A 14,926-nucleotide genomic window follows, 5' to 3' on the forward strand; every position below is an offset into this window, starting at 1 on the left:
CTAACCAATTAGCATAAGATTTTAATTCTTCTGCTACTTCATCATCGATTACCCCCTCCTTTTCAGCTTTATTTATGAAATTTTCAATTATTATATTAATAGTTTTCATTTTTACATCTTCCTTTCTTAGTATTGTGAACTAATTATTCTCTCTTTTAATCAATTTTATTGAATCTATATCTTCGTATTTTATACTTCTAATATCACTTTTGTATTCTTTACTGGCGTCTATTTCAACATTGTTTGTATCAATAAATGTTATTCTCCCTAAACATTTTTTACTTATTCTATATAGTATTTCAACTACATCATTTTTTCTAAATTGAATAGTTCTTTTATCATCAGATACTTCCATAATATCAACACTTTCTATTTTCATCTTACTTCACCCTTTCTACATATTACGAATTAATTATTTTTATATCTTTAGGAATAAACTGAAATTCTCCAGCTACATCTTCTAATACTTTTAACTTATTATTTTCATCTATATAAATAACTGTTGCTTGTTCTAATAATGTCTTATCTTTTTTAGTTTCTTCGTCTATTCTATGAGAGATACATATTCCTAAATCTAAACAGTTCTTATACAATTCACCTTTGTAAATAACCATATAATTTTGTATATTAATCATTTATTCTTCCTCCTTCTTTTTATACTCTCTGCCCCAGAACTCTTCACATTCACTACAGTTAAAATCTCTACACCTGCATGTTGGAACATTTTCTCTAAAACAAATTTGTATAAAATTATCTCCAAATGTTTTTCTGATAATTTCTTTATACTTATCCGCATTGGTTACAAAAGGATGTTCTTTTTCCCAATCTTCAACTATTTTAATAGCTTCTTCTGGATAAAAAGTTTCAAATCTCTTACAACCTAGTTTTTTATTATTGTTAGCATGATATAATGGGCAATCAACACAATCCATTTCACATTTATTAGTCATTCTCTTTTTTATTTTAAAATATTCTAATGCATCCATTTATTCTTCACCTTCCAATTTAATATTGATTCTTTCTATTGCAACTATTCTGTAGAAATTAGGCTCATATTTATGTTCTTTTTGCTATTAAACTGCCCCCTCTTTCTTAAACATCCAAATACAATGCCCTTCAAATCTTATATCCCATGTTGGAAATCTAAGCACTATTGTATTTTTTTCTTTTAAATTTAATTCTTCATGGATCATTAAATGTACTGGTCCACTAGTATTATTTGTTCTGTCAGCTAACTTAACTATTATTCTTTCTAGTTCTTTAGTCATTAACTCACCTTCTTGTACAATTTCTATATCTAAGCTTTAACTTACTACACTCTATAAAGTATTTGCATTTATTCTTAGTGTTAGCTTTACACCTGCACCTTTTAACTTTTATTTCATCTTTATTTAAATATCTTTTATGAAATCTACAATATCCTGATGCCATAACTAACTCCTAAACTTATAAAGAAAATGTGTAATACCTTTTTTCTTTAATTCCTTTGCTAATATTTCTACAGCTTCAATTCTACTTTTAGCTTCAACTTCTGCTTTTTCATAATTTTGTGAATTTGTACTGTAAAATACAGAATATTTATTTAAATTCTTTCTTCCTAGAACGTCAAATACACTTATTTGACCTAAAACTTCTGTAGTTTCCAAAATATCACCTCACAACTATATCAATTTTGTTTGTAAATAACATTTCCCGTTGCATTTAATATGTTCTTTGTCTGTATAGGGAACATGTATATAATCAAGTACATCTGCCATTCCAAGACCTCCATCATCCCATTTTTTCATGCAGTAAGAATATAATTGTGGATGTGTTGTCTGCATTTTTTGAAATCTGTTCGGATATTTTTCTAAATGGCAACCAAATGCACAAAACATACAACCTGTTCTTTGTACTCCTGTTGTTCGATATATTCCATTTTCACAAACAATATCACCATACACACTACATATTTCAATGTTATTTTCTATTGCATATCTTAATATATCTTGCTTGGTCCAAAAGCCCAAAGGCTGACTTTTTGGAGCATTGGCATCATACACGTTGCAACCTGTCTTTTCGTATTGTCTTTGCCTTTGAAATCCTTCATCTTGTGTTATCCCTAGATATGGATATTTACCTGTTTCTTTATGGAATTTCTTAAATGGTTTTTTCTTCATAACATCACAACATTTTTCTGATGTATCAAATGGAGCATCTAATAAGAACTTCCACTTCTCTGCAAGTTTTCCCAACTTACCCCTTTCATCACCATTTAGTAAATAATTTCTATATCTTTCGCTTAAATTTCCATGTCTTAATTTTCTTATCTTCGCAGCAGTTTCTTTTGAGATTAAAGGATAACCATATTTTTTAATAACTTCTCTAAAGCTTATCTCTGGTCTTAAAATTGTTACATTATCAAATTTCCTTACGAACTGTTTTAACTCTGGATATTCAAGTCCAGTATCACAAAATACTGCCTCCACATCCGGGCAGAATTTTCTTACCATATGCAACAGGATTGTGCTATCTAATCCACCACTAAAACTAACATACACATCACCTTGCCAATAGCTGTACCAATCTCTTATTCTTCTCTCGCTTAACAATAATTTAAGGTCATAAGGTAGACCTTTTCTTTGTGCAAAAGCCCAATCCTTTAACTTTAAGTCAATATCTTGTATATACACTTTTAATCACCTGATTTATTTCTCTTGGCTACTTAAAACAAGGTTGAAAGTGTGTATTAATTCAGAGTACAAATATATTGTATGGAGGTATATTCACATCCTTTCATTTAAATTTTTTAATTAGTTAAAACTGACTAAGTAGATATTGAGAAAATATGTAAAAAAATTGGGGAGTGCTTCACATCCTTTCATAATTTAATTTGCACAATAGTCAGTTAAAACTTTAAGAGAATTAATACACAATGTTCTACGCTTACACCTCTATCTCAACCCTTTTTCAAGTAGCCAAGATTTTATTTTTTTATTTAATTTCTAAAATGGCATTTCTCCATCATCTTCTGGAACTACATCATTTGGAATACCTGCTCCGAAAGTATCATCATTACTGCTTGTACTATCACCCTTGTTGCCAATAAATTCAAATCTTTCAACATTCACATTAGTTGTGTATATTTTTTTACCTTCGTCATTTTCATAACTTCCAGTTCTTATATTTCCCTCAATAAGTATCTGTCTGCCTTTTACTAGATATTGGCTTATTGTTTCTGCTGTTTTACCAAATGCAACACAATTTATAAAATCTGCTCCATCATCTTTCTTTTTTCTATCTACTGCAACTGTAAATCTACATACACCTTTACCACTTCCTGCTGCAAATCTTAGTTCAGGATCTTTTGTTAATCTTCCCATTAAAACTACTTTATTCATTTATTCGCTCTCCTTTTTTAATAACTTTTTGAACCTTATCTGTAACTTTTGCAATAATAACTGCAGTTTCATTTAGTTCTTTATTATCTTTAAGTAAATTATCTCTATTGATAATTAATAACTCACTTCTAGAAACTAACTTTAAATTGTCTATTGAAGTATTTTGTTTATTTCTATCTAGAAATATCAATGCATGATTTCTTGGAAGTTTTCCATTATGTTTTTCCCATTCAGCTACATGCTTCAACCTCCATTTGTTAGGCTCTGCAACCTTAAGCATTATATATCCATCTTTAGTTATTCTCTCTGAACCTACTGGCTTGTGATTAATAGGGGTTTGTCCTTTTTTAAACCAACCTTTTTCAGCGCCTTTAGCACATACACCTTTTTGACCTTTATTGTGTGGAATTAAACCTTTTTCAAATCTTCCATCAAAACCAGTATTTAACTTATATCTACCTATTGCATTTTTAACTAATTTAACTGTAAATTCTCTATCGAATTTTTTATTCATAAGTTCTGCTATTTCCACATAATGATGACCTGGTGTTATTTCTTTCAGATATTCTTTTTCTTCATCTGACCATTTAATGCCATATCCCATACTATTAACCTTCTAACAACTTTGAAGTTTGAACTGTACTTCTTCCAAGTGTTTCAGCTTTGAATTTTTCTGCATTTAATACTAAATTTGCATTATCAACTATCTTAGCAGCTACATCTGTTATAGATTTTGCTCTAAGTATTTCATTTTTTAATTCATCACCTTTTAAATCTTTATCATTAAGTCTTTTCATTTCATCAAAAAGATAATTGTTAAGATCACCTAAATTATTATTGTCATTATTGTTGTTATTATTCATTATTTCATCACTCCTATAAACTTATTCTTATTTTAGGTCTGTTTTGCAGTATTTTTTTCTGCCTTCTTTCGTAATCCTTTTGTTCTTCTAATTCAAGTTCATTTAATTTTTTTATCAAATCAGGTCCTTTTAAATTAGTTTCTACCTTCTTTATCGCTTTTGGTGGTGGATCTAAATCTCTAGTCCATTTGTAAATTAAGTTTTTTGCTCCAGCTTTTGTATATCCAAATTTTTTAGAAACATCTATTATTAAATCTCTATTTGTTGTACTACTGTAATGTTTTCTAACATATACTCTTGCTTTTTGTGTTCTCTCTAAATCTTGTTTCAATTTCTTCCACCTCCTTCTTTGCTTCACTTAATAGCTTGTAATGTGAAGTATAGTCATAACTTTTATCTTGTAGCTTTACTGAATCATTCCAATGCGAATGGTCCAATAACTCACTATCAGCCTTAAGAAGCATTTTTATTTTCTTCATCATCTTTATCCCAACCTAACAATTTCTTTTCTAAATCCTCATAGTCATATTGTCTTGGTTCAAAATTATTGAAATTAGAAACAGAACTACTGTTTTTACTTCTAGTCCAATTATTTTCTATTGCTCTTATTAATGCTCCAATTCTATTATTGAAATTTCCATTATCAATTATTTCTAACTTTTCCTTAACAACAGCAACAACATTTTTACAATTAGATTTTTTACAAACAGATAAAATTATTTTACTTTCTGCTTTATTACAACCAACTATTTTTTCTATCTGTTGCTCTGTCTCTATCTCTATCTCTGTCTCTATCTCTGTCTCTGTCTCTGTCTCTGTGTTACATTTTGTTACAGTAGCGTTACATTGTAACGCTTTTTGCTCTCCATTTTTCTTCTTTTCTCTGTGTTTACGCACTCTTTCGGCACTTCTACCTTCTTTGCCGATACACTCTACAGTTTTTGGTAATAAGTATTCATCTTCCTGTACTTCTTCAATTAATTTGTTTTTAATAAGGAAATTTATGGTTACTTGGATATTATCTACATCTTCATCTATTTCTAATGCTAATTGCTCTGCAAGGTTTTCTTCTGTACCTTCAAATTTCAATATCCCCTCGTCCTGAAGAGTAAGCAATTGCATTTTTAAATAGATAATAGTGTAAGTGTCACCACCTGCTATTTTCCTTAATTTTTTAATTTCTTTTTGGTTAAAGAAATCTTTTTTTAACTTTAACCAATAATATTTTTTAGGATTTGACATTTTTAATCACCTGCTCTTATTAATTGTTTTCTTTTCAATAAATCTGTCAAAATATAAGCTGTAACGGTTATGTTAGGATAGTAACCATATTCAGCACTATGTTGACTTAAATTAATTAAGTCATTATCTATGCCTACAATAGTTCCAACTACCCCATTTTCATGCTTAAATTTATCTCCTACCTTGAAAATATAATTCCCAAGGTGTACACTGTTATTGAATGTATTTGCTTGATTACTGTTGCTTTGGTCGGTGCAGTAATCGGCATATTCTTTCAATGCTTTTTTATGTGCTTCTTTGTAATCTATTCCTTCTTCAACAAGTCTTGAAGCTTCTTCTAATATTTCATCTGAATAATCTGCAATATTTTTCTTCAACTTTTTTTCATCTCCTTATACTTACCAACTTTCCACTTGACATATGTTCAAATACATATCTATTTGTTAATTCCTCAACTAAATTAAAATCTCGTGGATCTACACCTGCGTCCACCAATTCAGCAATATGTCTTAATCGTAAATTGTTAATTTTTCCTCTTTTTCTAAATGCTATTTTCTTCTGCATATTTCCACCTTTAATTAACTAGATAAATAAATCCACCCATGCTACATACCATTAATGCAGCATACATAAAGAAATACCTATCATTGTCATCTTCCCATGCATTTTGTACACTTCCTGCACTTAGCAAAAAACTTATTACTAATGCAAGAATGCCCATTATTCTTAATACCTGCATATTACTTACCCCATATTCCATTGCTATTAATTATTAGACTTTCTTTTATGTACTTTTTATCTAATAATTTCTTTAATTTTTTTAACACTATTTATCACCTCTTTCTAATCTCTACTCCAAAACTTCTTAGCTTATTTGCTGTATGCCTGTACATTTTTAAAAATTCTAAATACTTTTTTTCATCAGGCTTACTGCCCTTTCTTTTATGAACTTCTACCATTTCCCAATAATATCTAAGCTTAATTAATAAGCTATTTACTGCATTTATATCTTTTACCTTGTTTGGTATTATTGCTTTATATTTTTTCTTATGCACTTTTCTCACCTTTTTTCTTAATTGGAGTAGTAAAAAAACCTATGTTTATTTTTGCTTTTTTGTAAGCTTCATCAATTTCCTCAACTGATTTATAACCAAATTTTTTCATCATATCTTGCACTTCTTTACTTACCATATCAAGACACCTCCATTGACATTTGATTATTAACTTGAAATATTTCACTATCTAATGCTAAAGGCAATTTGTAATTATTAATTACATCAATAGCTTTACTTAATTCACATCTTTTTATTGCCTTATAACTTCTTACTTGAAACTGTCTTTTTAATTCTCCATATATGTCTGTATAAACTCTTCTGCGTAAAGACTTATCTTTATATGCATTACTGTTTTTGCTTCCAAGTAATCTAACACCAACACCATGTACAGTTTTTGTAACTTCATCACAATCTACACCAAGCAATGGCAGATTGTTTTCTATGTTATCAATTCTCTTTTCAATTTCCACTGTTCTATTATCTAGAACAAAAATAGCTTGCAGTTCTTTAGAAAGTTGAGGAACAGATTGTTCCATTTTATTAAATGCTTGTACATATTCAGCTGTAAAAATAATGCCTTTTTCACCAGTCATTTTATTTGCTACCATTTCACAACCTTGTTTTGTTAATAAATAACAATCATAAGTTTTATTATTTCCTTCTACTTTGTAATTATCCCTGATGAAAAAATTTTGAGAATCCAATTTTGGATTTTCAGAAATTACTTTTTCATAACTTTGTATATCTCTCATCAAATGAGAATGCTTTTTTCCTATCATTTCTGCTACTTCTCTACTATCTACTACATTGATACCTTTGCAATTTTTAATTATTAATTCTTTCACATTCATTCCTCCTTAATAAAATATATTGCGTTTACGCAAGTTTTTAAATAAAAAAATATTCTGTTGGATTGTTTATATCTAGTATGTTCATAATTTTTTGCACTTCTTTTACTGTTAAGTTATCTCCATTCTTATTGTTAATTTTTCTGTTTAATGTAGATGGATCTATCCCTAGTAGTTTTGCTAGCTGAACTTGCGTAATTTTCTTTTCTGTCATTTTTGCTTTAATCTTTTGAGTATTTATCAAATTTTCACCTCCAATTTTTCTTGCGTAAACGCAATTACAATATTATACTAACATCACCATTTTTTTATGTCAACATTTTTTTTGCATTTACGCAAAAAAACATTGAATGATTAAATTAAATACTTGCAAATATGCAAATATATTATATAATAATATTATAGTTGCAATATAAAAGAGAGGTGTTAGCATGGGAGTAAATGATAAAATTAAAGAAAGAAGGTTAGAATTAAAATTAAGTTTAAAGGATGTAGCAAATGCTCTTGGGGTAGCCGAATCAACAGTTTCAAGATATGAAACTAAAGATATACAAAATATGGGAATAGATAAAATAGAAGCATTAGCTAAAGTTTTAGAATGTTCTCCTGGATATTTAATGGGATGGGAAGATAATAAAGCTACAGAATTATCTCATAAAGCTGAAAAAGATATTAAAAAAGCTTTAGGTGAAACATTAGAGCAATTAGAAAGCTCTCAAGATGCCTTAATGTTTGATGGTGAACCGATAGATGATGAAACTAGGGAACTGTTAAGGTCTAGTCTTGAAAATTCTATGAGAATTGCAAAAAAAATAGCAAAAGAAAAATACACACCTAAAAAATATAAAAAATAAAAATAGGTGGTGGGGGAATGAGAGAATATATAAAAAAAGAAGTTGTAAAACTTGTAAAGAAATACAAGACAAGAAACCCTTTTGAAATTGCTAAAAATGAAAATATTATTGTAATATATGAAGAACTTGGTTCTATCAATGGATATTATAATAAATTTGCCAGGCAAAAATTCATTCATATAAATTCAAACTTATCTGAACAAATGCAGATTGTTACATGTGCACATGAATTAGGACATTCAAGATTACACCCTAATGCTAATACTCCTTTATTTAGAAAAAATACCTTTTACTCTATTAATAAATTAGAAAGACAGGCTAATTACTTTGCATCTGAATTATTAATAGATACAGATAATTTTATTTACGAATATACAATAAACCAATTGGCAAATTACTATAAAGTGCCCATTGAATTAATAAAAATAAAATATAATGTTTTTTAAGCCATTAAAAGTAATATTTTTTTAATGGCTTAATTTATAAATCTATGCTAAACATATGTTTGCACAAGGAGGGTAAATAATGAAAATAGCAATGTATACCAGAGTTTCAACACATCATCAAATTGATAAAGATAGTTTGCCATTACAAAAACAAGATTTAATTAACTATGCTAAATTTGCATTAAATTGTGAAGATTATGAGATTTTTGAAGATGCTGGCTTTTCTGCAAAGAATACAGATAGACCAGAATATCAAAAAATGATGAATAAAATCAGAAAAAATGAATTTACACATTTGCTTGTATGGAAAATTGATAGAATTTCTCGTAATCTCTTAGATTTTTGTGATATGTACAATGAACTTAAAGAACATAATTGCACATTTATTAGTAGAAATGAACAATTTAATACTTCTAGTGCCATGGGCGAAGCAATGCTTAAGATTATATTAGTATTTGCAGAACTTGAAAGAAAACTTACAGGAGAACGTGTAAAAGCTATTATGTATGATAGAGCAAGTAAAGGTAAATGGAATGGTGCTCCTATCCCATTAGGTTATAAGTGGAATGATAAAATAAAATTCCCTGAAATTGATGATAATGAAGCTGCAACAGTAAAATTGATTTTTGAGAAATATGCAGAATTAAAAACAACTTTTGGTGTTAAAGAATTACTTAATACAAATAAAATAAAAACTAAACGTAATGGATCTTGGACCACTAAAACAATTTCTGATATTTTAAGAAATGTTTTTTATATTGGTACTTACAGATATAATTATAGAAATGGTTCGCATGGAAAAATAAAAGATGAGAAGGAATGGATTGTAGTTGAAGATAACCACCCTGCTATAATTTCTAAAGAACTTTTCAAAAAATGTAATAATATATTAGATGAAAATGCAAAAAGAAATTCTGCACTTTATAGAGCTAATTCTAAAGTACATGTATTTGCAGGATTAATTGTGTGTGGTGAATGTGGTCATAACTTTAATGCAAAACAAGATAAAGCACGAAATGATGGCTTTAGACCTTCTATTTACACTTGCAAAGGAAGATATGACCATTTAGGCTGTACTCAAAAAACCATCTCTGAAAACATTGTAGGTACTTTTTGTTTTAATTTTATAAGAAATATAATTAATTTATCTAATATTCTAGATAAATATAAAATTACTGAAAATGAATTTGAAAAGAAATTGATATCTGGAAGTTGTTTTAATAAAGTTATAGGAATATCTAATATTACTGAAATTTATAATGCTTATCAGGGAATTGTAAATGATAACTATAAAAATAAAACATCTGGTAGCAATAATGTAATTAATATAGATATAGAATTACTAAATAAAAATAAATTAAAATTTGAGAGAGCATTAACTAGACTTGATGATTTATATCTATTTGATGATAATGCTATGAGTGAAAAAGATTATATTATAAAGAAAAATAGTATAACTGAAAAATTGAAAGAAATAAACAATAAATTAAAAAATACTTCTAGCAATACGCAAAGCGACAATATTTTAATAGATAAGATGTTGTTTGCTGAATTAAGTAAAATTCTTAAAGGCGAAATTAATTATAGAAAAATTATTGATGATATTGGAAGAGAAAAATTAAAAGAATTTGTTAATGAATTATTTAACAGTATAACTGTAAAAGATAAAAAAATCTTGAATATAAAATTAAAAAATGAATTAGAAATTAATTTTATATATGCGGAATAGGCTATTTTATTGACTTAAAATTCTTCTTTACTTAAACTAACGGACAACCCCATGTTTCTATATAAAAATATTTATTTTCTTTATTCATTAATTTTTCTTTCCTTTCATTTGTAAATCTAAATCATTATATCATAAAAAAGACTGGCAATAAACCAGTCTCTTTTTTAAAAATATTTTTATGCTACATCTACTACCATTTTCTTTTATAGTTTTCAAATTTAGCATTAAAGTATACTTCATTTATTAAAAAAATCTCATAATAAAAGGTTCCAAGTTTAGTAAAGGCATGAATATGAGCTAAAGTTTCTAATCTCTCCAATTTTTTTCTCTCACACTCTTCCATTTTAGATACCTCCTATAAACCAAGTAATTTAGTCCAAGTCATAATACCTACAATACCATCATCATTTATATTCCATTTTCTTTGCATCCATTTAACTGCATTTTCTGTATCATTCCCAAAAATTCCATCAGGATTTGCACCACACCTTAATTGAATCCAAGTAGTAATATTTCCTCTGGCCCCTTTTTTAACCACAGGGCAGGCACTTAAAGTTAAAGGACCAGGTATCCCGTCTTCAACAAGTTTATTGCCATTTTTATCTTTAAATCCTTGCACATTTAATTCCCTTTGAAGTGTTAGACATTCATTTTCATTACTATAAGAAATAGGTGAAACAGGTGATGAATTATTTATAAATACACCTAAATTGAAATCATTTATATCACAAATTCCATTTACACCATTTACCCTTGCTGATTCTGAATATTGATGACCAATTCTTACATTAAAAAAGTTATTTGGCAGATTCCATGGCGAGTCATTATAATTAGCTTCCCATAATTTGTAATCCTTGAATTTACTGCTAATATAATTCTTTATAAAAGAAGTATAAGAATAAATGCCAATTTCCATATTACTTAAGGATATGAATTTATTAATAAACCTATACATATAGTCATTTAAATTAGTGAAATTCCTTTCAACATCTAACATAGGAACTAAATCATTTTTGTAATTTTTTATTTCATTAAAGAAATTTTCTGCCTGGGTTTCTGGGCTAGATGTGGCAACAAGGAAATGGTAAAATCCTACATATAATCCACTTTGCTTAGCCAAATTGTAAAATGTGTTTTTATATTTATCAACAAAAGTTGTTCCTTCAGTTGCTTTAACATATACACATTCAATTCCACTTGATTTTACATTACTAAAATTAATTGAGCCATTGTTATTACTTACATCTATTCCTTTCATTAATATCAATCCTTTCATAATATAATATTAAAGAGCAAGGCTTTTTGCCCTACTCTTTATAAAATTTTTTTATGTATAATTTACTCGGATTTTCTTGAAACTAGACCAAATATGCAACCACAAGCTCCACCAAGTATATGTGAAAGCTGAGATATGTTATCAGTATTTAATATTCCTGATATAACTTGGCCTCCTATGTATGTTAATGCAACTAAAATCAATGTAAGTGGTATTGCACCTTCAGATGTTTGAGTTATGGACGCTAATAGTATTAACATAAATACTATTCCACTAGCTCCAATAATGCCAGTATTAAAAAAAGCTAAATTAAATAATGATGTTATTAAAGTTGTAAAAAGGATCATTATTAATAATTTTTGACTACCATATTTCTCTTCAACCATAGGGCCTATAGCAAGAATAAGCATTATGTTTCCAGTAAAGTGTTCCCATGATGTATGACCTAATACATAAGCAAATAGTCTTATAAAAAATCTAAAATCATGCATGGAACTACGGTATACTGAAAAATACATCTTATTAGCATAACCATTAGTATAAGTATTTATACATAGCACTAAAAAAGCAAGAATAACAAAAGTAAGTATAACCGGTGAATTATATTTAATTTTTTTCAACAAAGCAATTAACCCCTTTCCCCAAAATACATATATAATTATACCATTATAAAGCCAATTATAACAACTTATAGAAAATAATTTATTAATTTTTATCTTTTATAGATACATATGGATTATCCTTAAAATAAAATCTATACAAATAATCCCTTGCTTCCATAGCATAATCAATGCCTATTCTTTTGCTTGAAACTATTAATCCTTCTTTTTCTTCATTTCTTTCTATCATATCTTTAGTATTCTTACAATTATCTAGTATATATAGATCATTTTCACCTAGTAACTTATCATTTTGTTCTTTTGTTATATTTAGGGCCATACATAATTTAGAAGGACCTGAAGTCAAATTTAATATTTCCTTTTTTGTAAGACTATTAAAAAGTTTATTATATCTAAATTGCGCCATAGAATCTAATGAAAATAAAGGTTCTATAGCTCTTATTAAAACACCCTGAGGTTCACCTTTTTTTACTGTAATAATATTTAAGCAAACATATTTTCCATAAATAGAATAAATATATGTATTTCCTGCATCACCATACATTGGCATAACCCTTGGAGTTTTTTTCCCACCATAAACATGGGCAGCTTTATCATTAATTCCTGTATATGCTTCTACTTCTACAATTTTTCCTCCAACTATTTTATCCTTTACTTTATGAACTAAATATTTTCCAAGTAATTCTTTAGCAACTGTAATAGTATCTCTTTCATAAAAGTTTTTATTTAATATTTGTAATTCCATATTAAACCCCTTTAAATAAATTTTATAAACATATTTTAACCAATTATATAACAAAGTATTAAATTTTTTCAAATTTATTATTTTCTTTTGTCTTTTTATAGTATACTTATAATATGTATATATAATAAATTTTTAAGGGGTGTTTTTTTTTGAAGGAACACAATAATAAAATATCAAATTTATTTAAAATATTATATATAATTATATTTGTTGTAACATTAATAGTTTTATTTTTTCGTATTTATGTGAGAAATGCTATATATTTTGCATCAAATGAAATAGTATTTACTGATGATACAAAGGTTAAAATAAATGATAATGAAGAAGAATTTGTTAATTTAAAGGATTTTTCTTTCAAGCCCTTATCTACTGGTGATACTTTTACTATAAAAAAGGTATTGCCAAATACAAAAATTGATAACCCTGTAGTAACTTTTTTAGTTTACCATGCAGTTATAGATTGTTATTTAGATGGAGACTTAATATATTCTTATGGACATGATTTATATAACAAAAATCTTCCAGTAGGTAGCGATTATTATAAAATTCCAATACCTGAAGATTTTCAAAACAAAGAATTAACTATTAAGCTTACTGTTACTGAAAAGAATGCCTTTTCAAGTATACATTCTGTTAAGTTACAAAGTTCAGAAAATACTTATAAAGGCTTTATAAATAGTAAAATATTTATAATATTAATTACAGTGCCTATGTTATTACTTGGACTTTCAGCATTTATAATTTCAACTAGTGCATTAGTATTTAAGGCAAACAAAACAAAACTTATATACATATCATTATTTGCTGTATCAGTGTCCTTATGGATTCTTAGTAGTAATCAAATATTTGGTTTAATTTTTCATAATACTTCAGTTATTTCAAATATTGAATATTTGTCATTATACTTAGCACCAATACCATTACTTTTATACTTTTTTAAAATGCAACAAAATGAACATTATAAAAAAGTTTTTTTGTTAATGGCTCATTTACTTATGATTTTTAATGTTTTAGTAATTATATTAAATTATTTTAATATAGATCACTTATGTAATTTTTTAACTTACTTTCAAATAATAGCAGGTTTATCAGCTATATTTATAGTATATTCTACATTTAAAGTATATAGACAAAAGCAACAACATGAAAAAATATTAACTAATGGTATTTTAATTATGCTTGCCATATGTTTTACAGATATAATTAGATTTTATATGGAAAAATATCTTCAAATAACTAACGTGCAACTTCAAATAAGTTTGGTTCCTTTTGGAGCATTTGTACTTGTTATTGCATTCTTGTATAGTTATGGAATAGAAACATTAAATATGCTTTATAAAAATTTAGAAAGGCAAACACTAATTAATCTTGCTTATGTAGATGTTCTTACTAAAATTCCTAATAGAGCAAAATGTGAAGCTACTATAAATGAACTGGAAGACAAAATAGATAGTGAAATTACTATTATAAGTTTAGATTTAAACAATTTGAAAAATGTTAATGATACATATGGGCATCAATATGGTGATGAAATGATTTCTAAATTTTCATCAATTCTTAATGAAGTTTTTTCAAACATTGGCTTTATTGCAAGAATGGGTGGCGATGAATTTATTGCTATTTTAACAGATGTAAGTAATAACAAAGTTGAAAAAGCTTTATATGATTTGTCAGAAGAATTATTAAGCTTTAATAAAACTTCTAAAACTAATTATTCCTTGTCAGTAGCTTATGGATATGCTACTAGAAATAAAAATGATAATGTTTCTTTATGGCATATATATGAATTAGCAGATAAAGCAATGTATAAAAACAAAAAAATTCAGAAACAAATGTTAAAAGTAAATATTTAAAAAAGAATCTCATTA

At 27.1% G+C, this 14,926-nt stretch carries 28 protein-coding genes; 4 read left to right on the forward strand and 24 right to left on the reverse strand.

Features of this window, described 5'->3' with window-relative positions:
- Positions 1-139: 139 nt before the first annotated feature.
- The 20 genes from ACTNAO_RS07025 to ACTNAO_RS07120 all read right to left on the reverse strand — a co-directional run bounded on the left by ACTNAO_RS07025 (position 140) and on the right by ACTNAO_RS07120 (position 7,632).
- Entirely contained in the window at positions 140-379 is a 240-nt protein-coding gene (locus ACTNAO_RS07025) for a hypothetical protein (RefSeq protein ID WP_441028356.1), read from the reverse strand.
- A gap of 22 nt (positions 380-401) precedes the next feature.
- Entirely contained in the window at positions 402-635 is a 234-nt protein-coding gene (locus ACTNAO_RS07030) for a hypothetical protein (RefSeq protein ID WP_441028354.1), read from the reverse strand.
- Positions 636-986 (reverse strand): hypothetical protein, encoded by a 351-nt coding sequence (locus ACTNAO_RS07035; RefSeq protein WP_441028352.1) that lies wholly within the window; start codon positions 984-986, stop codon positions 636-638.
- 87 nt (positions 987-1,073) lie between these two features.
- Positions 1,074-1,268, reverse strand: a complete 195-nt coding sequence (locus ACTNAO_RS07040; protein WP_441028350.1) for a hypothetical protein — start codon at positions 1,266-1,268, stop codon at positions 1,074-1,076.
- A gap of 4 nt (positions 1,269-1,272) precedes the next feature.
- Positions 1,273-1,431 carry a hypothetical protein gene (locus ACTNAO_RS07045; RefSeq protein ID WP_441028348.1) on the reverse strand — a complete coding sequence of 53 codons (159 nt, stop codon included), beginning with the start codon at positions 1,429-1,431 and terminating at the stop codon, positions 1,273-1,275.
- A 2-nt stretch (positions 1,432-1,433) separates the two neighbouring features.
- Complete coding sequence (locus ACTNAO_RS07050; protein WP_441028346.1) at positions 1,434-1,646, reverse strand: hypothetical protein; 213 nt, start codon at positions 1,644-1,646, stop codon at positions 1,434-1,436.
- 15 nt (positions 1,647-1,661) lie between these two features.
- Positions 1,662-2,672 carry a phosphoadenosine phosphosulfate reductase domain-containing protein gene (locus ACTNAO_RS07055; RefSeq protein ID WP_441028344.1) on the reverse strand — a complete coding sequence of 337 codons (1,011 nt, stop codon included), beginning with the start codon at positions 2,670-2,672 and terminating at the stop codon, positions 1,662-1,664.
- 312 nt (positions 2,673-2,984) lie between these two features.
- Complete coding sequence (locus ACTNAO_RS07060; protein ID WP_441028342.1) at positions 2,985-3,380, reverse strand: single-stranded DNA-binding protein; 396 nt, start codon at positions 3,378-3,380, stop codon at positions 2,985-2,987.
- Positions 3,373-3,984: an HNH endonuclease signature motif containing protein gene (locus ACTNAO_RS07065; RefSeq protein ID WP_441028340.1), complete on the reverse strand. Its 612-nt coding sequence runs from the start codon at positions 3,982-3,984 to the stop codon at positions 3,373-3,375. The genes ACTNAO_RS07060 and ACTNAO_RS07065 overlap by 8 nt, the downstream gene beginning before the upstream one ends.
- A 4-nt stretch (positions 3,985-3,988) precedes the next feature.
- Entirely contained in the window at positions 3,989-4,243 is a 255-nt protein-coding gene (locus tag ACTNAO_RS07070; protein WP_441028338.1) for a hypothetical protein, read from the reverse strand.
- Between the two features lie 13 nt (positions 4,244-4,256).
- The gene (locus ACTNAO_RS07075) at positions 4,257-4,574 is read right to left on the reverse strand and encodes a hypothetical protein (RefSeq protein ID WP_320924754.1); all 318 of its coding nucleotides are present in this window, start codon (positions 4,572-4,574) and stop codon (positions 4,257-4,259) included.
- The gene (locus ACTNAO_RS07080; RefSeq protein ID WP_321064211.1) at positions 4,528-4,725 is read right to left on the reverse strand and encodes a hypothetical protein; all 198 of its coding nucleotides are present in this window, start codon (positions 4,723-4,725) and stop codon (positions 4,528-4,530) included. Before ACTNAO_RS07080 ends, ACTNAO_RS07075 begins: the two co-directional genes overlap by 47 nt.
- Positions 4,697-5,485, reverse strand: a complete 789-nt coding sequence (locus ACTNAO_RS07085) for a phage replisome organizer N-terminal domain-containing protein (RefSeq protein ID WP_441028336.1) — start codon at positions 5,483-5,485, stop codon at positions 4,697-4,699. The genes ACTNAO_RS07080 and ACTNAO_RS07085 overlap by 29 nt, the downstream gene beginning before the upstream one ends.
- A 2-nt stretch (positions 5,486-5,487) precedes the next feature.
- Entirely contained in the window at positions 5,488-5,862 is a 375-nt protein-coding gene (locus ACTNAO_RS07090; protein WP_441028334.1) for a hypothetical protein, read from the reverse strand.
- A 7-nt stretch (positions 5,863-5,869) separates the two neighbouring features.
- On the reverse strand, positions 5,870-6,049 hold the full coding sequence (locus ACTNAO_RS07095) for a hypothetical protein (RefSeq protein ID WP_321064208.1): 180 nt from the start codon (positions 6,047-6,049) through the stop codon (positions 5,870-5,872).
- A gap of 10 nt (positions 6,050-6,059) precedes the next feature.
- Positions 6,060-6,224 carry a hypothetical protein gene (locus tag ACTNAO_RS07100; protein ID WP_321064207.1) on the reverse strand — a complete coding sequence of 55 codons (165 nt, stop codon included), beginning with the start codon at positions 6,222-6,224 and terminating at the stop codon, positions 6,060-6,062.
- Positions 6,225-6,318: 94 nt separating this feature from the next.
- Complete coding sequence (locus tag ACTNAO_RS07105) at positions 6,319-6,540, reverse strand: hypothetical protein (protein ID WP_441028331.1); 222 nt, start codon at positions 6,538-6,540, stop codon at positions 6,319-6,321.
- Positions 6,533-6,676 (reverse strand): hypothetical protein, encoded by a 144-nt coding sequence (locus ACTNAO_RS07110; RefSeq protein WP_321064205.1) that lies wholly within the window; start codon positions 6,674-6,676, stop codon positions 6,533-6,535. Before ACTNAO_RS07110 ends, ACTNAO_RS07105 begins: the two co-directional genes overlap by 8 nt.
- Before the next feature lies 1 nt (position 6,677).
- Positions 6,678-7,385, reverse strand: a complete 708-nt coding sequence (locus ACTNAO_RS07115; RefSeq protein ID WP_321064204.1) for a Rha family transcriptional regulator — start codon at positions 7,383-7,385, stop codon at positions 6,678-6,680.
- A gap of 43 nt (positions 7,386-7,428) precedes the next feature.
- Positions 7,429-7,632, reverse strand: coding sequence for a helix-turn-helix domain-containing protein (locus tag ACTNAO_RS07120; RefSeq protein ID WP_321064203.1), 204 nt, complete (start codon positions 7,630-7,632; stop codon positions 7,429-7,431).
- A 187-nt stretch (positions 7,633-7,819) separates the two neighbouring features.
- Here ACTNAO_RS07120 and ACTNAO_RS07125 point away from each other — a divergent pair, with 187 nt between their 5' ends.
- The 3 genes from ACTNAO_RS07125 (at position 7,820) to ACTNAO_RS07135 (ending at position 10,417) form a co-directional block, all read left to right on the forward strand.
- Complete coding sequence (locus ACTNAO_RS07125) at positions 7,820-8,242, forward strand: helix-turn-helix domain-containing protein (protein WP_321064202.1); 423 nt, start codon at positions 7,820-7,822, stop codon at positions 8,240-8,242.
- Between the two features lie 17 nt (positions 8,243-8,259).
- Entirely contained in the window at positions 8,260-8,688 is a 429-nt protein-coding gene (locus ACTNAO_RS07130) for an ImmA/IrrE family metallo-endopeptidase (protein ID WP_321064201.1), read from the forward strand.
- 79 nt (positions 8,689-8,767) lie between these two features.
- Positions 8,768-10,417 carry a recombinase family protein gene (locus ACTNAO_RS07135; protein ID WP_321064200.1) on the forward strand — a complete coding sequence of 550 codons (1,650 nt, stop codon included), beginning with the start codon at positions 8,768-8,770 and terminating at the stop codon, positions 10,415-10,417.
- A 190-nt stretch (positions 10,418-10,607) separates the two neighbouring features.
- Here ACTNAO_RS07135 and ACTNAO_RS07140 read toward each other — a convergent pair whose 3' ends face one another.
- The 4 genes from ACTNAO_RS07140 to ACTNAO_RS07155 form a co-directional block, all read right to left on the reverse strand.
- On the reverse strand, positions 10,608-10,760 hold the full coding sequence (locus tag ACTNAO_RS07140; protein WP_441028032.1) for a hypothetical protein: 153 nt from the start codon (positions 10,758-10,760) through the stop codon (positions 10,608-10,610).
- Between the two features lie 12 nt (positions 10,761-10,772).
- On the reverse strand, positions 10,773-11,675 hold the full coding sequence (locus tag ACTNAO_RS07145) for a GH25 family lysozyme (RefSeq protein ID WP_441046130.1): 903 nt from the start codon (positions 11,673-11,675) through the stop codon (positions 10,773-10,775).
- An 80-nt stretch (positions 11,676-11,755) separates the two neighbouring features.
- On the reverse strand, positions 11,756-12,316 hold the full coding sequence (locus tag ACTNAO_RS07150) for a rhomboid family intramembrane serine protease (RefSeq protein ID WP_441028034.1): 561 nt from the start codon (positions 12,314-12,316) through the stop codon (positions 11,756-11,758).
- Between the two features lie 82 nt (positions 12,317-12,398).
- Positions 12,399-13,058 carry a DNA-3-methyladenine glycosylase gene (locus ACTNAO_RS07155; protein WP_441028035.1) on the reverse strand — a complete coding sequence of 220 codons (660 nt, stop codon included), beginning with the start codon at positions 13,056-13,058 and terminating at the stop codon, positions 12,399-12,401.
- A gap of 149 nt (positions 13,059-13,207) precedes the next feature.
- Between ACTNAO_RS07155 and ACTNAO_RS07160 the strand changes: the two genes are divergently transcribed.
- Positions 13,208-14,911: a diguanylate cyclase domain-containing protein gene (locus ACTNAO_RS07160; protein WP_441028036.1), complete on the forward strand. Its 1,704-nt coding sequence runs from the start codon at positions 13,208-13,210 to the stop codon at positions 14,909-14,911.
- Positions 14,912-14,926: the final 15 nt, after the last annotated feature.

Source organism: Clostridium sp. HCP1S3_C6, assembly GCF_052066735.1.
In the GTDB taxonomy this organism is placed as follows: Bacteria; Bacillota; Clostridia; order Clostridiales; family Clostridiaceae; genus Clostridium.